This window comes from Protofrankia sp. BMG5.30, from assembly GCF_001983005.1.
In the GTDB taxonomy this organism is placed as follows: domain Bacteria; phylum Actinomycetota; class Actinomycetes; order Frankiales; family Frankiaceae; genus Protofrankia; species Protofrankia coriariae.
In genome coordinates this window covers 13,642-38,436 of sequence record NZ_MOME01000017.1, presented here as the reverse complement: position 1 = coordinate 38,436, position 24,795 = coordinate 13,642, and the positions used below count along the sequence as shown (strand labels likewise).

Below are 24,795 nucleotides of genomic sequence, written 5' to 3'. Positions count from 1 at the left end.
GCAGGCCGGGTGCGCCTTTCGTACCGGGCCGGGTGCGTCGCTCACACCGGGGCGGGCAGGCCCAGGAGCTTCCGGACCTCGGCGGCGGACTGGATCGACGCCGCCAGGTCCTCACCCTGGGTGATGAAGGTCAGGTCGGTGATCCCGGTGTCCAGGTACGGGGCGCAGAACTCGGCGACGGCCTCGGGCGTCCCGGCCGGCGACCACTTCTCGAAGGCCTCGCGGGGCAGCTTGTAGACGTTCTGCATGTTCTCGGCCAGCCGGCGCGCGGCGCGGTCGGGGTCCGGCCCGAACTCGCACCAGACGATGATGCCGTGACGCCAGGCGATGCCGGTGCGGCCGATGCGCGCCGCCTCCTCGTCGACCTGCTCGATGAAGGAGCGCACCCGCCGGGGGGAGGCCCAGATGGCCAGCCAGCCGTCGCCGAGGCTGGCGGTCCGGCGCAGGGCCGCGTCGCCGCGACCGCCGACGAGCAGCGGCACGGGCGGGTCGGTCGCCGGGTGCACCGCCGCGTCGACCAGGTTGAAGATCTCGCCGACGAACGTCACGGCCTCGCCGGTCATCTGACGGCGGATGATCTGCAGGCTCTCGTCCATCCGCTTGCCGCGCGTGCGCGGGTCGACGCCGCAGACCTCCATCTCCTTGCGGTCGTCGCCGCCGACGCCGACGCCGAGCACGAGCCGGCCCGGGTGCATCTCGCACAGGGTCGACAGCTGCCGGGTAACCGTGGTCGGGTGGCGCAGCGGCAACTGGTAGATGCCGACGTGTACGGGCAGCGTGTCCTGCAGGTTGAGCAGCATCGTGGCGTTGGTCAGACCGTCCCAGCCGTAGCCGCCGTGGAAGCTCACGTGGTCGCCGCAGTGCAGGTGCTGCAGTCCGACCTCGGCCGCCAGCCCCAGCAGCCGGCGGCGTTCGGGCGCCGGGTACCGCGCGAGGTCGTCGCTGAAGACCGACAGGCCGATGTTGACCGCTTCAGTCACGACTGCTCCTGTATGCGCCCGGCGAACGCGGCGGGGTGGCTGCCGGCGGCGGAGCGGCCGGTCATCGCGGGTCGCCTTCGGCGAGGAAGCGCTTGCGCTCGGCGTCGATCTCCGGATTATCCATGATCGAATAGCCGTAGAGCGCTTCGATGCGGAGCTGGTCCTCCAGCGGCCGCCCGATGACTTCGAGGATCGTGTCCTTCGCCGACTCCACGGCGCGCTGCGGGTTGCGCAGGATCTTTGCCGCGAGGTCCTCCGCGCAGGCCATCAGCTCGCCGGCGGGCACGACCCGGGAGACGAGGTTGCACTGCAACGCCCGCCGGGCGTCGATCGGCTCGCCGGTCAGCTCCAACTCGAGCGCGATCCCCGCGCCGCAGATGTTCACCAGGCGCACGATGCCGCCGTCGGCGGGGTGCATCCCGCGGCGTAGCTCGAACGAGCCGAACACGCAGTGCTCGGCGGCGACGCGGATGTCGCAGGCCAGCGCGAGCTCCAGGCCGCCGCCGATGACGTAGCCGTTCAGCGCGGCGATGACGGGCTTCTTCGTGCGGTGCAGCCCGCGGGTGATCCCGCCAGCGAAGCCCCTGGGCAGCGCCTCGCGGCCGAGGCTCGGCCCGGCGCCCGTCCAGTGCCCGACCATCGTCGACAGGTCCGCCCCGGCGCAGAACGCCTTGTCCCCGGCGCCGGTGAGGATCGCCAGGCGGATCTCCTCGTCGTCACGGAAGTCCGTCCAGATCTCCCGCAGGCGTTCGTTGGCATYGGGATCGATCGCGTTGTGCTTCTCGGGCCGGTTCAGTGTGACGTACGCGATCGGCCCCTTCTTCTCGTAGAGGACCTTGTCCGCCGCCTGGCTCATTTCACCGCCCAGGTCGCCGGCACCCCGCGCATCCCGTTGGTGACGTCCGAGACGTTGGTGAGGTTCGAAAGGCCGCGGCGCGGCCGGGTGAAGGCTTCGCGGCGCTCGGCGCGGCCGCGGCCCCGGCAGGCGAACGCCTCGATGCCGGTTCCGACGGGTAAGGCGATCACAGGTTCGCTCCTGTCGTGAGGGGCCGGGCCGCGGCGAGGAAGCCCTCGACGAGGCCGGGCCGGAAGTAGTAGGCGTCGCCGATCCCGTCGGCCACCCGGCGGCGTTGGTACTCGAACAGGACGGCGAGCTTCCACAGCGCCATCGCCGTGTACCAGTCGACGTTGGACACCTCGGTGCCGGTGGCGGCCGCGTAGCGGGCGGCCAGCTCGGCGTGGGAGGGGTAGCCGTCGGCGAGGGTCGCCGCGCTCATCTCGGTCAGCGCGTGCGGTGGCTCGCCGGGCACCGCGTAGGTGGCCAGCAGGTAGCCGACGTCGCGCAGCGGGTCGCCGATCGTCGCCAGCTCCCAGTCGAGCACGGCGACCAGCCGGGCGGGCGGGTCGGCTGCGAGCATGACGTTGCCCAGCCGGAAGTCGCCGTGGACGATCGTCGGCGCGGCCGGCGCCGGCGGGTCGTCCACCAGCCAGTCCAGCAGCGCGCCGAGCTCCCCCGGCAGGCCGTGCCCGTCGGGGTCGACGATCCGCGCGAAGCGCCGCAGGTGACGCGTGACGTCGCCGGAGGGCCGCCCGAAATCCCCGAGGCCCGCGGCTGCGTGGTCGACGCGGTGCAGCGCGGCGAGCGTGTCGACGAGCGCCTCACCGACCGCGCGCCTGCCGGCCGGCGTGTCGAGCGCCGGTGGCGTGCGGGTGGTGGCGACGATCCCGGCGACATGTGCCATGACGTAGAACGGCGCGCCGATCACCGCGGTGGACTCCTCGACGGCGAGGATCCGCGGCACCGGGACCGGCTCGTCCCACAGCGCCCGCTGCACCCGCGCCTCGCGGACGACGTCGTGGCCGCCCGGCGGGATCGGCGGTGGCGGTGGCCGGCGCACCACCACCCGGCGCTCGCCGTCGGACACCAGGTAGGTCAGGTTGGAGTGGCCCTCACCGATGCGCCGCAGCGTGATCGGCCCGCTGACCAGCCCGCGGTCGCGCAGGTAGGCCTCGAGCCGCGCGGTGTCGAAGGGCGGCGCGCCCTCGACGGACGGGGCGGCCCCGGCGGGCAGAGCGGCCCCGATGGTCTCGGCGGGCGGGGCGGTCTCGGAGGATGCGCTCACTGCGCGTCGACCAGCCGCTTCAGGTAGCCGCGGGGCCACAGCGTCTCGAACTGCCCGGCGCCGGCCTCGCCGTCGATGGTCACCTGGCAGGCAGCCTCGGACATCAGCGTGTCGGAGCCGACGGGCAGGTGCAGGATAGCGTAGCGCCGCATCCACAGGTGCGTTGTCCCGCCGTGGGCGTCGGTCAGCTCAGCTTCCAGGCTCTCCTGGCCCATCTCCCTGTCGTAGGTGGCGTGGTGGCGGCTGTCGACGATCGCCACCGGTTCGCCGTCACGCAGCACGTAGCCGTTGACGCCCAGCTCRCCGCGGGCGATGTGAAACATCGCGTTGAGCTCCCTACCGGACGGGGTGCCGGCGGCGAGCCACTTCCAGTGCTGCACACCGCTCCAGTGCCGCCGTCCCCAGGAGTGGTCGCGGTGGGCCCACACGTCCGCGAACGGGATGACCCGCTCGCCGACCCGCAGGGTGCCCGACGCGCGCCCGGCCTGCTCGAAGCGGTTGGTCGCCATCCACGGCGGGCAGCCCGCCGGGTTCTCGCGGTAGCTGAAGGGCCGGTGACTGGCCTCGAAACGGTAGTCGATGTCCGCCTCGTCGCCGGCAAAAACGATCTCGGCGGTGCGCAGCGGGTCGGGCTGGCGCAGGTACAGGCCCGCGCAGTGCCAGTCGTCCAGCTCGCTGGCGTCGCCCAGTTCGACGTTAAAGGCGCCCAGGACGACGTTCCGCTCGCGGTCGGGGAAGTAGACGCAGACCTGCCGGCCGGCGACACCGCGCCCGTCGGTCCAGACGTACACCTGCGCGGCGATCCGCTCGTCGGGCAGGATCAGGGTCCAGAACAGGCTGTCGCGGGTCTTCACACCCGGCGCGACCCGGTGGCGCAGGTCGTCGCTCTCGACGACGTGACCGGTGGCGAACGTGACGCTCATGCGTAGAGCTCCTCGATGGTCTCGGCGTAGCGCTGTTCGATGGGCCTGCGCCTGAGCTTCGCCGTCGGGGTCAGCTCGTCGCCCCCGGGCGCCCAGTCGTGGTCGAGCACCTTCCAGCGTTTGATCTGCTCGATCCGCGCGAGCTTCTGGTTGCCCCGCTTTACCACGTCCTCGACGGCGGCGGCGACCTGCGGGTGGCGGGTGAGCGCCGCGAAGTCGGTCGGCGGGATACCGGCCCTGGCGCGGAACGCCTCCAGGCCGTCGCGGTCGAGCACGATCAGCGCGACGTTGTACGGGCGGCGGTCACCGATCGCGACGACCTGGGCGATCAGCGGCTGACCCCCCTTGATCGCCTGTTCGATCGCCGACGGCGACATGTTCTTGCCGCCGCTGTTGATGATCAGCGCCTTCTTGCGGTCGGTGATCGTCAGGTAGCCGTCGTCGTCGATGACGCCGATGTCGCCGGTGTGCATCCAGCCGTCCTCGAGGACCTCGGCGGTGCGCCGCGGGTCGTCGAAGTAGCCGGGCATGACCGTGACGCCGCCGACGAGGATCTCGCCATCCTCGGCGATCTTGACCTCCACGCCGGGCAGCGGCACACCACAGGTACCGATCCTGATCCGGTCCGGCGGGCTGGTGGAGATGATGATCGTCTCTGACATTCCGTAGAGCTCGTTGACGGGCAGTCCGATCGCGTGCAGCGCGACCAGCGTGTCCCGGCCGGCCGGCGCGCCGGCCACCCCCAGCCACTCGGTCGCGTCCAGCCCGAGCAGCGCCGGTAACGCGGCCAGCGCGGCCGCGTCCTGCTCCGACCGGGGCGTGCCCTCATCTCCGGCCTGTTCGGCCTCGACCCGCTCGATCGCGCGCTCCCACGCGGCGCGGATCGTCCGGGCCCGCTCGGGCTCGATCGACTCGGCCAGCGCCCGGTGCAGCCCGGCCAGCAGCTTCTCCCAGATCCGCGGCACGCCGAAGAACCGGGTCGGACGCACCTGGCGCAGCGCCGCACCCAACTGCGTGGGGTCGCCCAGGGAGGTGATGTGGCAGCCGAAGACGAAACCGGCGTAGTGGCCGAACATCCGCTCGGCGATGTGCGCCATCGGCAGATAGGAGATGACCCGCGCCCCGGGCGAGACGGGGACGTGGGCGTGGATGGAGGCCATCGTCCGCATCAGGCAGCGGTGCAGGTACGGCACGCCCTTGGGGGAGCCCGTCGTCCCCGAGGTGTAGACGAGGCTGCACAGGTCCCCGGGTGTGACGCGCGCCGCCGTCCGCGTGACGTCGAAGTCCGCCGGGCTGCGGCCCTGCAGCGACGCGAGGTCGTACTCGCCGTCCTGTGCGCCGTCGATGACGACGAGGTGCTCGATGACCGGGCAGGCCCGTTGCAGCGCGCGGGCCTTGTAGGCCAGGGCCGCTTCAGTGATTACAACTTTCGGTGCGCAGTTCTCGACGCACGGCGCCAACTGCTCGACCGGCGAGGTGGCGYACATCGAGTACGGCACCGCCCCGAGCAGCAGCGCCCCCATGTCGACCACGTGGAACTCAAGCCGCGTGCCCAGTAACAGCCCGACCCGGTCACCGTGTCCGATCCCCCACGCCGCCAGCCCACCGGCCACCCGCGCCGCCTGTTCGCGCCACTGGCCGAACGTCAGACTGCGGYCCGAACCGAAGTCGCTCAGCGCCACGTGGTCGGCGTTGGCGTCCGCCACCCGTAAGAACGCCTGGCACAGTGTGGGCTCGGATAAGATCGACTGGATCGTGGTGTTCAGTGGTCTGCTGGCTGGTGATGTGCTGTTTGGCGGTGTGCTGTTTGGCGGTGCGGTCGTCGGTGGTGTGGTTGCCACGCTCATGGGCCCGTGCCTCCTCCGGTAGCACCCCAGGACGCTGCCACCGTTGTTGATCGGGGGCTACTGCCCGGCGAGTGAACACCCTCCCCCGCTGGGCGTAGACAGCTCCGCCCTGTGATGCGCACGCTCTGTGTCGCGTAGCTGCGCTACGCTGCCAGGCAGTGGACGAGCTGCCGCAGCGCATCCGCAGCCAGCGCGCGCGGGCCCGGGCGGTCCGTGGCTACGTCGAGAAACAGCTCTGGACGGAGCTGGACCAGCGCATCGCGGCCGTGCGCGCCCAGGCCCCCTCCGCYGGCTCTGCCGGCCCCGCGGCCCCCGCCGGCTCTGCCGGCCTTGAGGAGCTGGAAATCCTCGTACGCACGGCGGACGAGCTGCGCGCGTGCGAGGAACAGAACCTCTGGATGGGCGACCGCGCGCGCGTCGGAATCCACCAGGCCCTCGGCCGGCTGCGCCGGTGCGCCTCCAGCGCCGAACTGCTCGAGCGCGTCCCGCCCGAACTCACCCGGGCGTGCGGGTTCGCCCGGGCGATGATCTCGCGCGTCCACCACTCCGAGTGGATCCCGATCCTGCCGCCACCGGGAGTCGACCCGGACACCGACGCGTTCCGACGCGCGTTCGGGGACGAGCCCACGCTGCCCCTCCGGCACATGCTGCTCGAGGCCGAGATGGTGCGCCGACGCATCGGCATCCTCGTGGCCGACGCGGCCAGCGACCCGCGCTGCCACGAAGCCTTCGTCACGGTCGCCGGTGCGCGCAGCTACGTCGGCGCGCCTCTCATGCCCAGCGGTCGTGTCATCGGCTTCCTGCACGCCGACCGCCGCGGACAGGACCATCCGGTCACCCAGGACGACCTCGACAACATCGTGCTCTTCGCCGAGCATGTCGGGCTGCTGTACGAACGCGCCGTCTTCGCGGAGGAGCTCCAGCACCGCCGCGCCCGCGTCCAGGCGGCCCAGCTCGCGCTCGCGCRTGACCTCGACGCGGTCAGCAACGCCGAGCTGCGCCTCCAGCTGCCGCCCACGCCCGAGGACGACCCGGATGACGATCACCGGGACAGCACCCCACCGCCAGGACGGATCGCGCTGCTGAGCACCCGCGAGCGCGAGGTGCTCGACCTCATCGTCGCCGGGGAGACCAACAGCGGCATCGCCCGTGAGCTCGTGCTCGGCGAACAGACCGTCAAGACACACGTCGCGCGCGTCCTGCGCAAGCTGGGCGCGACCAGCCGGGCCGAGGCCGCCGCCCGCTACCTGCGCATGCGGGGCCGGTGACGGCCCGTCCCCGGAAGAGCCTGTCCCCGTCAGAGGAGGATCATGCCCCCTACAGAGCCAGCAGCGTCAGCGGTGCCGACAGAGCTGGCAGAGCCGGCGGAGCCGATGCCTCCGGCGTGCCCGGCAGCGTCGACGCCCCCGGCCGGCGGGCGGCGCGATCCCAGCGAACGTCAGATCATCGCCGAGGCTGCCCGGCTCGCTCAGCGTGCCCACCACTCKTGGGGCCTCGCGCTGCCGCCACACCCGCGCGGTGCTGTCCAGAGCCAGCCCGTCCAGACGTTGCATCAGTTGCGCGCAACAGCCGACCAGGCCCTGGCCGAACTTCGCCGACGGGCGGGCCCCGTCGATCCGGAGATCCGCGACGATCTGCTGCGCGCCCTCGAGCTCGAACTCCACCTCAGCCGCCACATCCTGACCCGCAGATCCGCGCGCCGGGCGGCCCTGCGACGCGGGCTGGAGCGCCTGCGGCCGGTGGCGGATCCGGCACATCTGCTCGACCGCGCCTGCGTCGAGGCGCTGCGTAGCTGCGGTGTGCGGCGCGCGATGCTCAGCCGGGTCAGCGACGGTGTCTGGTCCCCCTGGCGATCGGCCGACACGACCGTCCCGGCCGGCGAAACCGGCTCGGCCGGCCGGGACGGTTCCGCCGGCCGGAGCAGTTCGGCCGGCACGGCGCTCTCGGCCGGCACGGGCACCACGGCGGCGTGGCAGGAGCTCGGCCCGATGCCCATCGAGCGCCTTCCGCTGGAGGCCGAGGTCGCGGCCGAGAGACGCCCGGTTCTCGTCGAACGTCCGGCGAGCGATCCTCGCGTCCACCCGGCGCTGCGCCGGCTGCTGACCAGCTCGTTCGTGGTCGCCCCGATCGCCCCGGCCGACACCGTGATCGGCCTGCTGCACCTCGACCGTTCGGGCGAGGCGCGCGAGGTCGACCGTGACGACCTCGAGGTGGCCTGGGCCTTCGCCGAGGGCTTCGGGCGTGTCTACGAACGCGCGGTCCACCGGCAGCGTCTCGACACGCAACGGCGTCTGGTCCAGCGGGCCGCCCAGCGCCAGGATCTCGACACCGCGCCGCCCGACCACGCCATCGACCTTCTCCCCATCGCGCCGCGCGCGCCCGGGCGCTATGAGCCCGACACCGCCAGCCCGCCGGTGGACGCCCCCGAGGAGTCACCGGGCATCCTCACGAGCCGCGAACGCGAGGTCGCCGACCTGATGTGCACCGGCCTGCCCAACGAACAGATCGGCGAACGCCTCGTCATCTCACCCGCGACCGTCAAGAGCCACGTCCGCGCCATCCTGCGCAAACTCGGGGCCGCAAACCGCTCCCACGCCATCGCCATCCACCTGCGCCATACACACAACCCGGCATGACCAGTGCCCGGAAGCCTCCCCGAGTCAGCAGACAGCACCACCCGCAATGCGCTCCGCGGGACAGCGGAACAGATGATCACAAGGTTCGTCGTGGGGGGCTAATGCGGCAGTGGGAAATCTCGGCGGGGTTTGCCTGCTGTCGCGAGTTGTTTGGGCAGGCGGGTGCCGCCGCGGAACGGGAGGCCGACCGAGGAGTTCGAGTACAGGCCCGGCGCCAGCGTGTGGACGACGCGCATGCCGGTCGGGCGGACGTCGTCGGTGGTGACGTCGACCGACACCACTGGATGGCCGGCCCGCGCCAGCGCGGCCGCGAGCACCGCGGGATCGGTCGTCGCGGCGAAGGGGGCGTCGGCGTCGAGGGCCTCCCAGGTGACCGTCCCGGTGACGGCGTCGGCGAGTTCGGTCGCCAGTTGGTCGTGCATCCGCGGGTCGAGGAAGAGTTGGAGGTGGGTGCAGTACTCGACGACGTCGGCGAGGTCGTCCCGGCAGTCGTCGAGGTAGCGCCGGTCGGCCCGCCACCGCTTGAGCGGGCTGTCCGGACGGTTCGCGGCACGCATGTACGGCCCGTCCGGGTCGTCGAGGTCACCGACGAACATCTGTAGCTGGAAGGCTTCGGCCAGCGCCTTGCGCATCGCCGGCTGCGCGGTGGCCCGGCAGGCCGCGCCCATGCTGAGGTAGCCGCTGGCCTCGTCGAACACCAGCGCGCCGATCACGACCATCCCGAACTCGTTCGGGAACTCCAGGAAACGGGTCGTCAGGCTCCCCCGCGCCCCGGTGCCCAGCCGCGCCAGCCAGGGCGGGGGGATCACCTCCCGCAGCGGCCGGCGGCCGTGCCAGGCCATGGTCACCGCGTCGCGTTCGAGCATCTGGCACAGCGCCGACCACTGGGCGCCGGCCTCGTCGACACCGGCGGCCAGCCCGGAGCTGAGAACCGGGTTGAGGAACGGCACGCCGCRGGCGGGCGCCTGATGCGCGTACGACACCCAGACGAGGTTCGCCGGCACCCAGACGGCGGCRCCGTCCGGCAGCCGGGTGCCGAGCGCCCATTCCAGCTCGTGGTTCTCGCTGAACTCGACGAACGGGAAACGCGGCGAACGATACTGCTCCGGGGCGAACAGCACCACCGAACGCGGGTCGAGAACCTGGCGGCCGGACGCGGTGAGCTCGGCGAAGGTGGCCCGGCGCAGCCCGGCCGGCACCAGGTTGCCGCAGTACCGCTCGACGGCCTCCCCGACGGCCGGCCCGATCGCGGCGGCCTCGTCCAGCAGGGCGTATCCGGCCCCGGCGAAATCGCTGGCCCAGGGGGAGAACCTCGTGGTGTCGGAAAGCACCGCGGTGACCATGAAGAATTCCGCCGGCAGGGCGTGCGCGACGGTATTCCTTTCGAGTCGGCGAATGATGCCCGTACGCGAGTCGAGAATCGTGGAGATGTCCATCTGCCCGCCCTACACGTGGGGAATCGGATACGGGTACACCGTGTCCTCGGTCAGTTTCTCGCTGACCCAGCCCAGTTCGGTGGGCATGGTGTAGAGCCGGCTGCCACCGAGATATGGGAAGGCCGCCGGCGGATTGCAGTACAGCCCCGGCACGACCACGCGTACCACCGTCAGGCCGGCGGCGCGGACGTCGGAGGTGGTCACGTCCACCGAGACGGCCCGCAGGTCCCGCTCGGCCAGGATGTCCAGGTAGTGCTGGCGGGCCCGGGCCTCCTCGACGGCGGGTATGTCGGCGAGCCGGACGGGTCGGGCCCGTTCCCGCAGCCGGTCGAGCGGCCTGCCCTGCATCCGCGGGTCCAGGTAGAGCTGCGCCACGGCGGGCAGGTCGACGAGGTCGCGGAAGTCCGGCCGGAAGTCCTCGGCGTAACGCCGGTCGGCGCGGTAGGGCCGGTAGGCGTGCGCGGGTATTTCGCCACGGGCGACGGCCCGCCAGTGCGCGCTGTCGGGATCCGCCAGCTCGGCGGTCAGTTCCAGCATCGCGAAGGCTTCGACGAGCGCCTTCTTCGCCGCCTCCCGCGGCTTGGCCCGGCAGGCCGTGCCGTAGGAGATGAGGCCATTCCCGGGGTCGGTGAGGAATGCGGCGAGAACCGGGACGTCGAACTGCCCCGGTATACGGAAAAGACGGATTACGCATCCACTGTCGTGCCCTTTTTTATTTCCGTCACCGCGTTCGATATTGTATCCGTCGCGGCCGTCCGGAGAAAACGGGATGTTGTACTGTGCCAGTAGGTCGGCGGCGTCGGCGACGGTGTGCGGGCTCGTCCCGCTGGCCCACCAGATGGTGTTCGCGTCGCGTTCGAAGAGCTCTTCCAGGGCGAACCGTTCGGCGTGTTCGCGGTTCTCCCCGGTGGCTATTCCCGCGTACAGCATCGCGTGGGTGACGGGCTCCCCCGCGTGCCCGCCGCGGAAGTAGTTCAGGTAGGCCATCGACGCGGGCACGAGCACCGGCCGCCCGGTGTGCAGGTCGCGGCCGGGCACCCAGGCCACCGGCAGGTCGCGGGTGAAACGCTGGAAGGGGAAGCCGCGGGCGTCGTACTGGCGGTCGGAGTAGAGCGCGAAGGACGCCGGGTCCAGCGTGTCGCGTCCCGCCGCGGYCAGGGCGGCGTAGCTGGCGATCTCCAGCTTCTCGGGTACCGCGTTGCCGCAGTAGCGTTCCACGACCTCGCCGACGGCAGCTCGGCGCGCCCGGTCGTGATCTCCCAGGGACGCGCCGAAACCGTACCGTTCGCCCGCCCAGGCGGCGAACGCCCGGCTGTCGCCGGCCCGCGCGCTCCACCCGACCCAGGAACTCGGCATGCGGGGGCTCGGTTCGTACGGGAGGACCTGCGTGACGACGCCGAGCCGGGCGTCGACCAGCCGGCGTTCGGCCGGCGGGACATCCGCGATGATCTCCGTGAGAGTCAATGCCGCTCCATTGCCGGTAAGTCGACGAAACAGCCGTGGGCCGGCCCGCTGTGAACCGTCTGGGTGGCTGTTCTGGTGATACTTGAGGTGTACCGGTCGAAACCGGTGCCGAGATTACGTGCCAGCCGCGGGAAGTCGCTGCCGGTGATGTGCAGCTCAAGCCGGCTGCCGGGCCGCAGCACCAGGGCGGTGGCGCCGAGGACGACATCGAGGGTGCGCACGTCGCGCTCGGCGACGGCGGAACCGGAGGTGATCTCAAGGGCCCGGCCGTCGTCGAAACGCTGCACCAGGCGGACGATCCAGTCGGCACTCGGCGCGGTGGTGCCCACGGCCAGCCGAACCGTGGGCGTCCCGGTGACGGTAACGGGCACTGTCAGCGGGCCGCCGCGAAAGATCACGGCATCGCGACGGCTGTCGAGGACGGCCCGGTCGCGATAGGCCGGGATGCTGGGAAAGGGGTTGAGCGGGTCGTGGTCGAAACGATGCTCGGCGGCCCGCCGCGGGGGTGTCGGTGACAGCGCGCCGTCCGCGGTGGCGTGCAGCCGCAGAACGCCGGTCGACGCCGGCCAGCGATCCAGCCACCGGCCGTCCTCCATCAGGAAGATCTTCGTGATCGACGCGTCCTCGCCGGCCAGCACCCGGGAGATCCAGTCGACCTGAAGGGCGCCCAGCGGCAGCTGGGACTCGCGGCCGTGGTCGCGGCCGCCGGCGGAGTGGGAGTGCGGGGTGGACAGCTCGTGCCGCCACGGCCCGACCACCAGGCCACGTGCGGGCCGCGGGCCACGGCCGGCGCCGACGGTCGCCCACTGGTGGAGGGTCTGCGGCAGGAACAGGTCGTACCATCCGCCGATGTGCAGGGACGGCAACCCGCAGGCGGCAAGCTCCTGATCGTCCAGCGCTTCCGCGTGGGCCGGTGTTTGCCCGCAGCCGGGGCCGTCGGGGTCGATCGTGCTCCACCAGTGCGGTAGCCGCGCCCACAGACACCCGCCGATCCCGGCGACCGGAAGATGGCGCAGCAGCCGCGGGCGGGCTCGCAGCATCTGAGCGGACAGCCCGTCGCGGCTGGTCCGGCCGTCCGCGTGCTCGGCCCACCAGCCGACGTACTCGGCCAGCCGCAGGATGCCCGAGGGCTCGACGTTGGCCGGGCGCAGCCCGGCGGCCGGCACCTCGCTGATCACCGCGCGGACGAGGCCGGGCGCGGCGAGCGCGGCGGACCACGCCGTGAACGACCCGTAGGAGGCGCCCGCGAGGATCACGTTCCCGTCGCACCACGGCTGCGCGCGCACCCATTCGACGAGCGCCCGGCCGTCCGCGCGCCCGTGATGGTAGGGAGTCCAGCTTCCCTCCGAGCCGTAGCGACCCCGCACGTCCTGGACGACGTGGACGAAGCCGTTGCGGGCCCATCCGAGGCCGTTCGCCAGCAGCGCCGATCGGCCGTAGGGGGTACGGGTGACGACCACGGGGGCGGGCAGCCGGCCGGGGAAGTACACGTCGGTGGCCAGCGCGACCCCGTCCGCCGCGGGTACGAACTGGTTGGTGTCGGCCCCACCCGTCCTGGTGCCGGCCCCGCCCGTCCCGCCGCCAGCCCCGCCCGTCCTCGCGTGGGTGTCGGTGTCACCGCTGCCCACGGCTACGCCGGGTTGACCGCGAGGACGGGCAGGGGAAGCACCCGATGGCGGCTGATCGCGAGTGTGGTGGCGTCGACGACGAGCTGATGGCCCTCGCTGGGGATGTCGCCGCCCGCCGCCAGCGCCAGCAGGTCCGCGGCGAGCAGGCCGGCCAGCACCGACACGGCCGCGGGCATGAACCGCGCGGCCGGCTTGGGCGCGTCGGAGTCCAGGTACGCCCAGTGGGCGATCAGCTCGTCGGGCAGGGCCGCCGCGGCGAGCCGGCGCCCCCGGGTGTCCTGGTAGGAGGCGGTACGGCCGGGGATCGACAGCGGCCCGAGGACGAACGTGCCGCCCTCGGCACAGCAGCCGTGCCACGGTGTGCGGTGCCGCGCGCACCAGGCGTCCAGCTGGCGCCATCGGGCGTCCGGCAGCCACCGCGCGCAACTGACGACGACGTCCGAGTCCGCCACCGCGGCCTCGTCCACCGGGCCCACGCCGCACCTGACCTCGCAGAGAAGCTCGAGGAGTTTGTCGACGAGCGGGCCGTCGCCGTCCACGTGCACCTTCCAGCCGGACGGGACGGGCGCGTCCCGCTCCGCGCTCGCCAGCACGCCACGGCCGGCCAACGCGGCAGTGATCCGTTCGACGCCAGCCTGGTCGGCGGCGGGAACGCGCACGTCCGTGTCACCGGCTTCGAGCCGCTGGACCAGCGCGAGCAGCCGGTCGTCACCACCGACGCGAACGAAGACGTCTCCCGGGGTGCTGTAGCGCCAGCTGCCGTCGGCAGTCCGGTACAGGTGATGGCCGGGCGCGAGCACATGCATGCCTTTCTTTCTGCCGTGAAATGCCGTGGAACTCTGCCGCGAAACGTGGGCCCGGATGCCGTGGGGGAAGGGACGGCGGCCGGGAACCGTGGTCGTCGGGGCGGCGCGGGGAGGCGCAGACGTCTCCGACGACCACGGCCGGAAGCAGCTCACCGCCTTCGGTCAGCGAACTACTTCTCCTCGTCCCACGCGAACGGGTTCTGGACCAGTGCGTGGGTGGTCGGGTCCTGCGGGGCAGCGAGAACCGGCTCCTCGTTCAGCACCTCGAAAGAGATCTCCTCCATGGCTACCTCCCTTCAATAATGGAAATGGTTTTCATTACGTATAGAACGTTAACATGCTCCGGTGCGACGCGGAAGTGGTGCGGGGTGCTCTATTCCGGTGCCACCGCAGTGTGAGCATTTGCATGCGGTCGGTCATGACGTTCGCTGGGCGCCGCTGCCTCCAGCGCGTCCCGGGCCGCGACGAGATCCGCGAGCGTGYCGGTACGGCGCAGGCTCGTTCCGATACCGATCAGCAGCGCCACGCCGACACCCGAGGAGGTGACGAGCAGGGCGCCGCGGGTGCCCCAGACGTCGGCCAACGCGCCGGCGAGCATGGCGCCGAGCGGCGTCCCACCCCAGGCGATCATCCGTGCCGTGGTGTTGACCCGGCCCTGCAGCCGGTCCGGTGTGACAGCCTGCCGGACGACGATGCCGTTGAGGATGACCAGGGAGTTGGCGGCCTGCCACAGCACGAGAATCCCCAGCCCCAGCAGCCACATCGTGTTCCGCGACCAGCACAGCAGCGCGAGCCAGCTGCCCCCGAGCGCGCACAGCGTGATCAGTCCGATGGGCACCCGCCGGTGGATGCGGCCGAGGAAGGTACTGGTGATCAGCGTGCCGGCGGCCGTGGCTACGTAGAGCAGCCCGATCCGGACGTCGTCGTCGGCCAGGCCGAACTGCTCGACCGCGACGACGACCAGTAGGCCGCTGACCGCGCCCCCGGAGACGCTGGCGCCGGTCCCGAGCAGGGTCAGCGTCCGGATGACACGGTGATCCCAGATGTAGCGGAGCCCTTCGGCGATGTCGCGGCGGGTTCTGGCGACCCACCGCCGCCCGCCGCCCGGGCCGCCGGCGGCGCCGCGGTCGCCGGTGCCACCACCGGCGACGCTGCCAGTACCGACGTTGCCAGTACCGGCGCTGCCGGGTTGCGCGTCCCAGCGCACCCGGGTCAGCAGGAGCGCGGCGGCGACGTAACTGAGGGCATCCAGCGCGAGGACGGCCGGGGCGCCCAGGGTGGTCACGGCGACACCGCCGACAGCCGGGCCGGTCAGGTTCACCACGGTGCTCACCGACACCATCGCCGCGGTCGCCGCGGGCACCCCGTCGCGTCCGACGATGGCCGGCAGGACACCGAAACCGGCGGCGTCGAAGAACACGAACAGGGACGACACACCGACCGCGGCCACGAACAGGTGCGCTGTCGTCAGCGCCCCGGCCCAGGACGCGACGGGAACGCTCGCCATCACCAGGCCGCTGGCGACGCTGGTGAGCACCAGCGTGCGGCGCCGGTCCCAGCGGTCCACCAGCGCGCCCGCCGGCAGCCCGAGGACGAGATAGGGCACCGCTTCCAGGCCGGCCAGCACACCCGCGGCGGCCGCGCTCCCGGTGCGCTGGTAGAGCAGCACCGGGAACGCCACCAGCGACATCGCGCTCCCGACCCACGAAACGGCCCGGCTGACCAGGAACAGCCGGAACGTCGATGCCGTGTTCATCGCGACACCGTCATCGTCGGGAGCTTCGCCGGGAGCTCGGGAATCTCACCGGGAACACAGGTTGGAACATCATCAGAAATGCTGCTGGAACTGCCATCAGGAATACCGTCATCACCGGTCAGGACGGTCCGGAGTGCAGGGACGTGGCCAGCCGGACGACCCCGTCGACACCACTGAGGTTGGTCGAGTACGACTGCGGCAGGAAGACCAGTCTGTTGTTCTTCACCGCGTCCAGGGTCGGGAAGGTCGTCGTCAGGTACTTACGGGCGCTCTCCTCGGACTCGCTGCCGCTGAGCAGATAGACGAGGGTGGCGGGATTCTTCTTGGTGATGTCCTCGACGGAGAGCTGGCCGTAGTACTTGCCGGCGGGCAGGATACCGGCGTAGATGTTCGTCGCCCCGGCGAGCCGCGCGATGTCGCTGTACACCCCTTCGTAGGTGTAGATCGTGCCGTTGAAAGAACTGATCAGCGCCACCGGGACGGGCGACCTGCCGGCGACCTGCGCGGAGACCTGCCGCAGGCGGTTGTCGATGTCGGTTTTCAGCTCGTCGGCCTTTGCGGTGACCCCGAGAATCCTGCCCAGCGCGGTCAGGTCCGCGTCGACGTCACGCACCCTGGCCTTACTGGCGTCGTCGGTGCAGAAACCGCTGAGGATCAGCACCTGGATGCCCTGGGCCTTCAGATCGTCGATGGTCGGCAGCTGCTGGCCGTCGAAAAGATAGGAACCGTCCGCCCAGATGAGGTCGGGGCGCGCCGCCAGCAGCGCCTCCCGGGTCGGGGCGGACACGCTCAGCGTCGGTATTTTCTTCTCCGCCTCGGCGTACTGCGGCAACGGGGTGCCGCTGCTGGTGTTGTACTGGCCGACGGTCTTCTCTGTCGCGCCGAGGGCGATCAGCAGCTCGGTGCTGGTGGTCCAGCCCGAGACGATGCGCGTCGGGGGCCTGTCGAAGTGCAGGGTGCGGCCGCAGTTCTGGATGTCGACCGGGTACCCGGCACCGGCCGTCGCCCGCGCCGGAGCGGCTCCCACCGTGCCGTTCCCCTCGGTGGTGGAGTCGGATCCGCAGGCCGTGAGGCCGACGGCGCACGCCACCAGCGCGACGAGCGCGCATTTTCGCGCGGCGGTGATTCTCATATGTTTCCTTCCGTGGCGAGTTCGCGTTCTTTCAGCGCCTTCTCGTCTCTGTCGGGGATCTCGGAAAAAGCAAGATGGAGGCGTCCGGTCACCGGATGGACGCCGCGATGGGCCCRCACCCCGAAAACCTCGGCGACGAGATCCGGGGTCAGTACCTCCCAGGGATCCCCCGTGCGGACGACGACACCGTCGCGCAGCACGTAAAGTCGGTCGCAGAACGCCGCCGCGAGGTTGAGGTCGTGCAGCGCGGCCAACACGGTGATCCCCAGCGAACGCACCAGCGCGAGCAGGCTGAGCTGGGTGGCGATGTCGAGATGGTTGGTCGGCTCGTCCAGGACGAGCACCGACGGCTCCTGCACCAGCGCCCGGGCGAGCAGCACCCGCTGCTTCTCCCCGCCGGACAGGGAGGTGAACGCCCGGTCTGCATACGCGGGCATACCGACCGTGTCGAGCGCGTCGGCGACGATGCGACGGTCGGCCGCGGACGTCAGCTCCCACCGGTTCTTGTGCGGCGTCCGCCCGGCCGCGACGATCTCGGCGACGGTGAAGTCGAAACCCTGGGAGTGCTCCTGGGCCAGCGCCGCCACCTGCCGCGCGGACCGCCGGGACGTGAGCTCCCGCAGCATGTTCCGCTCGTCGAGAAGAACAGCCCCGGACGTCGGCGCAACCGCCCGGTAGACGGTCTTCAGCACGGTGGACTTCCCGCTGCCGTTCGGGCCGACCAGGCCGACGAAGGTGCCGGGCGCGCAGTCGACGGTGACGTCGTGGACGATCAGCGCCTGATCGATCCGCACGCCCACGCCGTCCAGACGCAGCCGTGTCACGAGCCACCCCCGGCCCCGGCTCCGGTGGACAGCCGGCTGACCCGGCCCGAGCGGCGCAGCAGCAGCAGGAAGAAGGGCACGCCCGCGACGGCGGTGACGATGCTCAGCGGCACCTCCATCGGCCGGGCCACGACCCGGCCGACCAGATCGGCGAGGACGAGGAACACCCCGCCCAGCAGCGCCGCCACCGGCAGCAGCCGACGGTGGTCGGAGCCGATGAGCAGCCGCACGCAGTGCGGTGCCACCAGCCCGACGAAGGTGACACCGCCCGCGACGGAGATGACCGCGGCGGTGAGCGCGGCGCAGACCGCCAGCAGCTGGGCGCGCAGCCGGCTGACGGAGACCCCCAGCGAGGCGGCGGCCTCGTCCCCGAGCACCAGGGCGTTGAGCTGCCTGGCCTGCGCGAGCAGCCAGACGGTGGCGGCCAGGACGATGACCGTGGGTAGCCGCAGTTTCTGCCAGTCCGCCCCGGAGACCGTTCCGAGCAGCCAGAACAGCACCGCCGCCAGCTGGTTCGACCCGACCCGCAGCTGCAGGAAGCTCGTCCCCGCCTGCAGGAGGTAGCCGATCGCCACCCCCGCGAGCAGCAGGCGGTGCGGATCCAGCCGGCCCTGCCGGCGCCCCAGCGCGATGACCAGGACGAGCGTGGCGACCGCTCCGGCGAAGGCGGCGCCGGAGACTCCGATCGTCGGCAGCAACCCCGTCGTCGCGACCCCGCCCAGGGTGAGCACGGCGACCGCCGCGATCGACGCCCCCGAGGAGACCCCCAGCACGTATGGGTCGGCCAGTGGATTGCCCACCACCGCCTGCAGGACGGCGCCTGTCACGGCCAGGCCCGCGCCCACCACGAACGCCAGCAGCACCCGCGGCGTCCTGACCTGCCAGATGATCTGGTCGTCGATCGGCGGGGTGTGACCGCCGCCGACGAGGTGGCCGAGGATGCTCGACCACACGTCGGCGGGCGAGATCGCCGCCGCCCCGATGCTGACAGCGGCGACCAGCACGATCGGGGTCGCCACCAGCAGGACGACAACAGCGAGCAGAAATGTGTTCCGTGGACCGTGGGCCGCCCACGGCGCCACGGTGACGGCGGACGGGGTGCCACGCGCCGGGCCGAGTGTAGCGACAGTGCCCGCCCGTGGCGGTGGCACAGCGACCCTCCCCGGCGATCCGGACACGTCGTTCAGCCGCATGGGCCGGCTGACGGACAACAGAGCACCCCCGTCCTCCCCACCGGTACGCCGGCCGGTAGACAATGCGTAATGAAAACTGAAACGATTATCGTTATTTGTGGATCACCGTAGCAGGCGCGCCCTACCCCGTCAAACACGACCTCGACGCGAGCGACCAGGGCACTTGGGGCAGATGAGGCGCTCACGGACAGCGGGACCGATGATCGGTTTCGTCGCCGGTCGGGTACCGTCACCATGATCGGAACTGATACTCGGCGTTAGCCCATGCCTGGCGTCGTTCGCCTGATACGTCCCGGCGTATTCGTGAAGGAGAGCTTCACGAATCTCGTAGCGGCGCGGTGTTGCTCGTGGCACCGCGCCGGCGAAAAGTAGGGCCTGCATCTGTCGGTCACCGGCGACCCGACCCGCGTAGAACATCGTTTGCCCGGTAGGACCCGGCGGAGGAGACGACCCGGTGAGAAGCGCCGTATGCCGCACACCGAGCCCCTCCGTAACCGCTCGGCCGCCGTCGGTACGCCCGTCGGACCTCGACGTGAACGCACGCACGTCACCGATGTCGGCTACCGGCGGCGTGCCGTCCCCACGGGAGGGAGTGTGACGACGCCGGGCTCCGGCACCGCGTCGGCCACCGGCACCGGCACGGCCCCGCTGGTTCTCGTCGTCCTCGACCGGGCCGTACTGGCCGAACTACTCGGCCCGCGTGCCGCCAGCCGGTTGCCGCACTTCGGTGAACGCCTGGACGCGGCGGCTGACGCGGTCCTGCTCGGCGCGGACCCGCTACCGGCCCCAGGGCCCGCCGAGGCCGATGGCGGGGTGGGCGTCGATCCCAGCGTCGCCGCGACGGTGCTGTCGCACCACACCCGTCGCACCGGACTGGTGGTGGCGGCCACCGTGCGACGCGACCATCCCTACAACCTCGCGCGCCGCCTGACCAGCATCGACCACGCGTCCGGCGGCCGGATCGGCCTGCTGATCGACCCGGAGGATCCTCTCACCCCGGCCGGCTCGCCGTGGACCAGCGCCGAGCCGGTGGCCGCCGCGGCGGACGCGGTCGTCGCCATCCGCGAGCTGTGGCGCAGCTGGCCGGTCGAGTCCGTCACGCTGGACCGCACGGCCCGCGAGTTCACCCAGTCCCAGCGGATCGTCGCGGTGGACCACCGCGGCGCGTTCGACATCGCCGGCCCGTTTTTGCCATTCACAATATTTCTGCCGCTCCTGGGCCACCGCAATACCGGCAATCTCCCGAAAATGACTCGCCGGCGGTATCCAGCGTGTATCCTGTGGGGCCTGTTGACGAGTGTCCGGGGCCTGACGCATAAAACAGCGCACGAAGCACACGGGTTTTTTTCGGGCCAGCACGCCAGAAAAGCCGTCGCTGGTGAAGAACTTCGGGCCGGTACGAAACGCGCTTCTGCCGGGCCGGGCCCGCGCGAAGTTCCGGATTAAGTCAGACTGAAGGATTCCAACAGGTGATCATGCTTGTTCCGCGCGGCGCGCGGGCAGATGCTGGCCACAGCGTCACGGGATTTCTCTTCGCCCGTGCCCGAGCCTCGTGGGCCTCACGACAAGGGAGCCATTCCGCATGACCGAACTCAGGGATTCCGCGCTCGGCCTGGACGTCGTTCCGCTCGCCGGGTACATCGGCGCCGAGATCCACGGCGTCGACCTCCGTGGCCCGCTGGAGCCCAGCGTGGTCGAGGAGATCCGCGCCGCGCTGCACAGGCAAAGGTAATCTTCTTCCGCAACCAGGAAATCGGTCATGGTGAGCAGATCGCGTTCGCGCGCCTGTTCGGCAGGGTGACCCCCGCCCACCCGCACGAGGAGAACCCGCCCGAGGGCTTCCCGGAGATCCTGCCGATCGACAGCCGCCGCTACGAGACGAACCTCGGCCGCAAGCGCACCTCCTACGACAACAGCTGGCACACCGACGTCACCGCGCTGGTGAACCCGCCGGCCGCGTCGATCCTGCGCGCCCACATCCTGCCGGCGGAGCTGCGTGCATTCGTCGACAAGCTGGACATCAAACACCAGTTCAGCCTCTCGGCGGCCGCCGGCAGCCAGCGCGAACGGAAGATACGCGAAGCGAACCTGGTCGCCTATCACCCGGCCGTCCGGGTGCACGCGGTCACCGGTGAGCGCGCGCTGTTCGTCAGCCCGGGTTTCACCCGCGGGGCGCGCGAGATCCGCGGCTTCTCGCCCACACAGAGCGAGCGCATCCTCAATCTGCTCTGGGAGGAGGCCACCCGCACCGAGTACACGGTCCGTTTCCGCTGGGCCCCGGGCAGCGTCGCGTTCTGGGACAACCGCGCGACCTCACACCTGGCCATCTCCGACGCCGGGCACCTGGGATACGACCGCGTGCTCTACCGTGTCACGCTCGAGGGCGACATCCCGAAGGGTGCCGACGGGCGCGAGTCCGTACGCGTCTCGGGAGAACCGTTCTACGGCTCCTGACGGGATTTCTTCTTTTCGGTTTTCCGGCCGCCGGCGGGCCGGGGCGGGCGAGCCGTGTCAGGCAGCCCCGGCCGCCGGCCGCGCCGCGCCGCGGGCCGCCCGCGGGTCACGCAGTTGCAGCCGCTCGCGGATGGTCGAGCCGTCGTAGGCCGTCGGGAACGCGCCCGCCGTCTGCAACAGCGGGATGACCTCGCGGTTGAACTCGGCGATGCCCTCGGGCAGGACCGGGATGTGAATGTTGAATCCGTCCACGGCCCCTTCGCTCCACCATTCCAGGATGCTGTCCGCGACCTCTCGCGGCGTGCCGATCGCGAGGCGGTGGCCGCCCTCGACCCGCCGGACCAGCTGGCGTGGGGTGATCTCCTCAGCCGCGGTCAGCTCGGCGAACGACCTGACGAACCCGACCGGCCGGTTCTGGGTCTCGGTGTAGCCGAACAGCTCGGGGCGCAGCGGCCTGTCGGGGTCGAGCTTCTCGGTGATGTCGAACAGTGCCGTGCGCCTGGCGAAGTCGGCGATCAGCCCGTCCTCCCCGCGCACCCCGTGCAGCGCCTCGTGCTTGCGGTACGCCTCCTCGCGGGTGTCGCCGACGATGACGGTCAGACCGGGAAGGATTCGGATCGAGTCGGGATCCCGGCCGTAGCCCGCGGCGCGCTCGCGCACTGCCGCGCCGAAGCCGAGCGCCGCCGACCTGTGCAGGAGCGAAGCGTAGATGATCTCGGCGTGCCTTGCCACCAGGTCGACGCCCTGCGGGGAGGCACCGGCCTGGGCGATCACCGGGTGTCCCTGCGGGCCGATCGGGACGTTCAGCGGGCCGGCGACGTGAAAGAAGTCGCCGTGATGATCGATGCGACGCGCGGTCGTCTCATCCCACAGCGTGTCTGTTGGCGCGTCGGGGCCGGGGGCGTCCCAGCTCAGCCAGAGCCGCTTGACCACGTCGAGGAACTCGTGCGCGCGCCGGTAGCGTTCCGCCCGCCCCGGCAGGGGATCCGCGCTGAAGTTCGCCGCCACGTCCGGGTTGAACGTCGACACCGCGTTCCACGCGACGCGCCCGCCGGAGATCGCATCCAGCGTCGCGAGCCGGCGCGCCAGGTTGTACGGCGAGTTGTACGACGAGGTCGCGGTGAGCAGGAACCCGATGTCCGGGACCCGCGCCGCGAGAGCCGTGAACAGCACGATCGGGTCGAAGGAGTGGATGGGGCGGCTGCGGGGGTCGCGGCTGAGCGCGGGGTGGTCGGACACGAACACTGCGTCGAACACACCCGCGCGGGCGATCCGCGCCGACTGCACATAGTGGTCGAAGTCGTTGAACCGGTTCCACTTCGTGCCAGGCCAGGACCCCGAGTTGGTGGCCGTCCCGGTGCTGTTGATCCGCACGCTCAGGTGCAGGCGGCGCCCGGTCACGGCTGCTTCCAGACGTTGAGGAAGTCGGGGTTCTCCTGGGCGTGGAAGCTCAGCGCCACCTTCTGTGACTCTCCATAGATCTGGGTTTCTTCGAACGTGGGGATCGCGTACGCCTTCTCGAGGATCACGCGTTGCCCCTTCTCCTGGATCTCGCGGAATGCCTCGTCGTCCCTGGCGTGCAGTTCCTGGTCGTACAGGGCTGCCACCTCCGGGGGCGAGGCCAGCAACGAGGTGTTGTTCTTCGCCGCGTACTGCTGGCCGAGCGAGACGATGGACGTCCGGCTCAGCGTGATCGGCACGTTGACGTCGGTGTTGGAGGCGGCCGCGAACGAGGGGTCGTTGCGGACGTCGAGAACGACGCCGAGGTCCGTGCGCCACTGCTGGGCGATGTACTCCCAGGTCGGGCCGAGAGCGACCTGCTGGGCGCTCAGCGGCACGGTCAGGCGCAGCGGCCGTCCCTGGCGCGCACGCCGTCCGGCCCCTGGGCCCAGCCGGCCTCGTCGAGCAGGGCACGCGCCCTGGTCAGGTCGAAGGCGAACAGGCCCGACAGGTCCGAGTGGTTCGGGTTGGCCGTGTGGAGCAGCGACGTCGACACCAGGTACCTGGGCGTGAGCGCCGTCTCCTGCAGCCCTCGCAGGTTGGTGCCGATCCGGAGCGCCCTGCGTACCCTCTCGTCGGAGACGAGCGGGTTGGRGATCCGGAAGTTCGCCGCGTTGACCGCGCCGAGCGGCGGCTGCGGCGCGAGAATCCGGTAGCCCTCCGCCARCAGCGCCTCCTCGTCGGACGGCTGGATGCTGCGGACGACGTCGACCTGGCCGGAACGCAGCGCGCCCGTCCGCAGCCCGACCTCCGGCAGCACCCTCCAGATGATCTTCTCCAGATAGGCCGCGCCCTTGTTCGGAGAGCTCGGCTGCCCCCACGTGAAGTCCTCGCGCCGGCGGAGCGTCACCTGCTGGTTGGGCACCTGGGACTCGAAGACGAACGGCCCGGCACTGATGACGTTCTTGGGGATGCCCGCCTCCTCGAACTCGAGGTCGAGGGTCCGGGCGGCGACCAGCCCTGAGTTGATCCGTGTCGTGTCCACCAGGAACTGCTGGTTGGGCGCGGACAACACGATCCTGACCTTGTCGCCGTCGACTTCGGCATGGTCGTATCCGCGGGAGAGCTGCGCGTGTACCGGGATGCGGCGCTTCTCGTCGCCGTGGCCGAACACGTCGAAGTTGCGGGCGACGGCCTCCGGGGTCAGCTGGGTGCCGTCACTGAAGGTGATACCAGGCCGGATGGTAAAGGTGAACTCGATGTTCTCGTCGTTCTTGGTCCAGGACGAGGCGACCCAGGGCTCGAGGCGCTTCGCGCCGGTGTCGTAGTGGAGCAGATAGATCTGCACCGGGAAGACCAGGTTGTCCGAGCTGAAACTGCCGAGCCGCTGGTTCTGCCAGCTCGGCACCGGCTCGTTGTCGGAGAAGACGGGCGTGCCGCCCCGGACCGGCGCGCCCGTCGGGCCGGCGGCGCTCGCGCTCGAGCCGCTCGAGCCGCTCGGCCCGTCACCGTCCCCGGCACACGCCGCGAGCAGTCCCGATCCCAGCGCGGCGGCGCCCAGCCCCAGAAAACCACGGCGATCGAGTTGATAAGCCACCAGATCTGTTACCTCGTCTTTATCGGAGTCTTTCTTGGATGAGGCCGGGCGGCATCAGACCGCGCCGCCCGACTGGAGAACCGCCCGGCAGAAGGTAGCCAGCGAACAACACTGTCCGTCGCCACCCGGTGAAACAAGCGGCTTTGCCTACCGAATTGCCGGAGATTTGCTTAACTGTTCCGCGCCACGGGAGGCGGACGGAGACGATGGCGGAAGGAGGTGAAGGCCGCCACGACGCGGCGCCGAACGGGGCGCGGGAACGCGGGCGGCGCCTGGTGACCCGACGGGCGTATGCGATCCCCACCGTGATCATTGCCGCGATCCTCACCGCGGCTCTTACCGCGGCCCCCGCGGTGATTCCCACGATGATCGCCAGTGTGATCACTGATGTGATCCGCCGCTGGGATTCCCCCTTCGGGGAGGGACCGCTCTCTGGCGCGCCACCCCGCGCCGGCATCGAGTTCGCCTCGGCCGCCGGCCCGGTCCTACGCACCGGGGTGAACCGGTGGCCGCCCGTCAGGGCATTTCCCATCTGTCGACCGATAAAGTTGGGAAT

At 71.0% G+C, this 24,795-nt stretch carries 21 protein-coding genes and 1 pseudogene; 4 read left to right on the top strand and 18 right to left on the bottom strand.

Features of this window, described 5'->3' with window-relative positions; all coding sequences use genetic code 11:
* Positions 1–41: 41 nt before the first annotated feature.
* From BL254_RS11150 to BL254_RS11130, 6 genes are all read right to left on the bottom strand, one after another.
* Entirely contained in the window at positions 42–980 is a 939-nt protein-coding gene (locus tag BL254_RS11150; RefSeq protein ID WP_047221829.1) for an LLM class flavin-dependent oxidoreductase, read from the bottom strand.
* A 61-nt stretch (positions 981–1,041) separates the two neighbouring features.
* Positions 1,042–1,836, bottom strand: a complete 795-nt coding sequence (locus BL254_RS11145; RefSeq protein WP_076843256.1) for an enoyl-CoA hydratase/isomerase family protein — start codon at positions 1,834–1,836, stop codon at positions 1,042–1,044.
* The gene (locus BL254_RS27005; protein WP_157180385.1) at positions 1,833–2,006 is read right to left on the bottom strand and encodes a hypothetical protein; all 174 of its coding nucleotides are present in this window, start codon (positions 2,004–2,006) and stop codon (positions 1,833–1,835) included. Before BL254_RS27005 ends, BL254_RS11145 begins: the two co-directional genes overlap by 4 nt.
* On the bottom strand, positions 2,003–3,103 hold the full coding sequence (locus tag BL254_RS11140) for a phosphotransferase family protein (RefSeq protein ID WP_083730990.1): 1,101 nt from the start codon (positions 3,101–3,103) through the stop codon (positions 2,003–2,005). The genes BL254_RS27005 and BL254_RS11140 overlap by 4 nt, the downstream gene beginning before the upstream one ends.
* Positions 3,100–4,026 (bottom strand): hypothetical protein, encoded by a 927-nt coding sequence (locus BL254_RS11135; protein ID WP_047221831.1) that lies wholly within the window; start codon positions 4,024–4,026, stop codon positions 3,100–3,102. The genes BL254_RS11140 and BL254_RS11135 overlap by 4 nt, the downstream gene beginning before the upstream one ends.
* The gene (locus BL254_RS11130) at positions 4,023–5,873 is read right to left on the bottom strand and encodes a long-chain fatty acid--CoA ligase (RefSeq protein ID WP_083730989.1); all 1,851 of its coding nucleotides are present in this window, start codon (positions 5,871–5,873) and stop codon (positions 4,023–4,025) included. Before BL254_RS11130 ends, BL254_RS11135 begins: the two co-directional genes overlap by 4 nt.
* A gap of 158 nt (positions 5,874–6,031) precedes the next feature.
* On the opposite strand from BL254_RS11130, the gene BL254_RS28300 reads away from it, so the two are divergent.
* A complete protein-coding gene (locus BL254_RS28300; protein WP_076843255.1) occupies positions 6,032–7,141 on the top strand; it encodes a LuxR C-terminal-related transcriptional regulator in 1,110 nt (369 codons plus the stop codon).
* Positions 7,142–7,183: 42 nt separating this feature from the next.
* Positions 7,184–8,509: a LuxR C-terminal-related transcriptional regulator gene (locus tag BL254_RS11120; protein WP_083730988.1), complete on the top strand. Its 1,326-nt coding sequence runs from the start codon at positions 7,184–7,186 to the stop codon at positions 8,507–8,509.
* Between the two features lie 98 nt (positions 8,510–8,607).
* Here BL254_RS11120 and BL254_RS11115 read toward each other — a convergent pair whose 3' ends face one another.
* From BL254_RS11115 to BL254_RS11080, 9 genes are all read right to left on the bottom strand, one after another.
* Positions 8,608–9,945, bottom strand: coding sequence for a YcaO-like family protein (locus BL254_RS11115; protein WP_076843254.1), 1,338 nt, complete (start codon positions 9,943–9,945; stop codon positions 8,608–8,610).
* Between the two features lie 9 nt (positions 9,946–9,954).
* Complete coding sequence (locus tag BL254_RS11110; RefSeq protein WP_076843253.1) at positions 9,955–11,409, bottom strand: YcaO-like family protein; 1,455 nt, start codon at positions 11,407–11,409, stop codon at positions 9,955–9,957.
* Positions 11,406–13,037 (bottom strand): CocE/NonD family hydrolase, encoded by a 1,632-nt coding sequence (locus BL254_RS11105; protein WP_076843252.1) that lies wholly within the window; start codon positions 13,035–13,037, stop codon positions 11,406–11,408. The genes BL254_RS11110 and BL254_RS11105 overlap by 4 nt, the downstream gene beginning before the upstream one ends.
* A 2-nt stretch (positions 13,038–13,039) precedes the next feature.
* Positions 13,040–13,843, bottom strand: coding sequence for a hypothetical protein (locus tag BL254_RS11100; protein ID WP_047221833.1), 804 nt, complete (start codon positions 13,841–13,843; stop codon positions 13,040–13,042).
* A 170-nt stretch (positions 13,844–14,013) separates the two neighbouring features.
* Complete coding sequence (locus tag BL254_RS28295; RefSeq protein WP_013873264.1) at positions 14,014–14,127, bottom strand: streptamidine-related RiPP repeat protein; 114 nt, start codon at positions 14,125–14,127, stop codon at positions 14,014–14,016.
* Between the two features lie 89 nt (positions 14,128–14,216).
* Complete coding sequence (locus BL254_RS11095) at positions 14,217–15,599, bottom strand: MFS transporter (RefSeq protein WP_076843251.1); 1,383 nt, start codon at positions 15,597–15,599, stop codon at positions 14,217–14,219.
* 118 nt (positions 15,600–15,717) lie between these two features.
* Entirely contained in the window at positions 15,718–16,731 is a 1,014-nt protein-coding gene (locus tag BL254_RS11090) for an ABC transporter substrate-binding protein (RefSeq protein WP_047221834.1), read from the bottom strand.
* Positions 16,728–17,555, bottom strand: coding sequence for an ABC transporter ATP-binding protein (locus BL254_RS11085; RefSeq protein ID WP_076843250.1), 828 nt, complete (start codon positions 17,553–17,555; stop codon positions 16,728–16,730). Before BL254_RS11085 ends, BL254_RS11090 begins: the two co-directional genes overlap by 4 nt.
* Positions 17,552–18,706, bottom strand: coding sequence for an iron ABC transporter permease (locus tag BL254_RS11080; RefSeq protein WP_235433307.1), 1,155 nt, complete (start codon positions 18,704–18,706; stop codon positions 17,552–17,554). Before BL254_RS11080 ends, BL254_RS11085 begins: the two co-directional genes overlap by 4 nt.
* Before the next feature lie 510 nt (positions 18,707–19,216).
* Here BL254_RS11080 and BL254_RS11075 point away from each other — a divergent pair.
* Together BL254_RS11075 and BL254_RS11070 are read left to right on the top strand one after the other, a co-directional pair.
* Positions 19,217–20,194 carry an LLM class flavin-dependent oxidoreductase gene (locus BL254_RS11075; RefSeq protein WP_052914290.1) on the top strand — a complete coding sequence of 326 codons (978 nt, stop codon included), beginning with the start codon at positions 19,217–19,219 and terminating at the stop codon, positions 20,192–20,194.
* A 136-nt stretch (positions 20,195–20,330) separates the two neighbouring features.
* Positions 20,331–21,202: pseudogene (locus BL254_RS11070) on the top strand (TauD/TfdA dioxygenase family protein).
* A 57-nt stretch (positions 21,203–21,259) separates the two neighbouring features.
* Here the strand turns inward: BL254_RS11070 and BL254_RS11065 are convergent.
* The 3 genes from BL254_RS11065 to BL254_RS11055 are packed head-to-tail and all read right to left on the bottom strand — an operon-like array spanning position 21,260 to position 24,239.
* Entirely contained in the window at positions 21,260–22,603 is a 1,344-nt protein-coding gene (locus BL254_RS11065) for an NtaA/DmoA family FMN-dependent monooxygenase (protein WP_217699264.1), read from the bottom strand.
* The gene (locus tag BL254_RS11060; RefSeq protein ID WP_076843249.1) at positions 22,600–23,040 is read right to left on the bottom strand and encodes a hypothetical protein; all 441 of its coding nucleotides are present in this window, start codon (positions 23,038–23,040) and stop codon (positions 22,600–22,602) included. The genes BL254_RS11065 and BL254_RS11060 overlap by 4 nt, the downstream gene beginning before the upstream one ends.
* A gap of 2 nt (positions 23,041–23,042) precedes the next feature.
* Complete coding sequence (locus tag BL254_RS11055) at positions 23,043–24,239, bottom strand: ABC transporter substrate-binding protein (protein WP_076843248.1); 1,197 nt, start codon at positions 24,237–24,239, stop codon at positions 23,043–23,045.
* Positions 24,240–24,795: the final 556 nt, after the last annotated feature.

Coding starts and splice junctions, on each gene's coding strand:
- BL254_RS11100 (WP_047221833.1), bottom strand. CDS start 13,843: ATGCATGTGCTCGCGCCCGGCCATCACCTGTACCGGACTGCCGACGGC.
- BL254_RS28295 (WP_013873264.1), bottom strand. CDS start 14,127: ATGGAGGAGATCTCTTTCGAGGTGCTGAACGAGGAGCCGGTTCTCGCT.
- BL254_RS11090 (WP_047221834.1), bottom strand. CDS start 16,731: ATGAGAATCACCGCCGCGCGAAAATGCGCGCTCGTCGCGCTGGTGGCG.
- BL254_RS11075 (WP_052914290.1), top strand. CDS start 19,217: ATGCCGCACACCGAGCCCCTCCGTAACCGCTCGGCCGCCGTCGGTACG.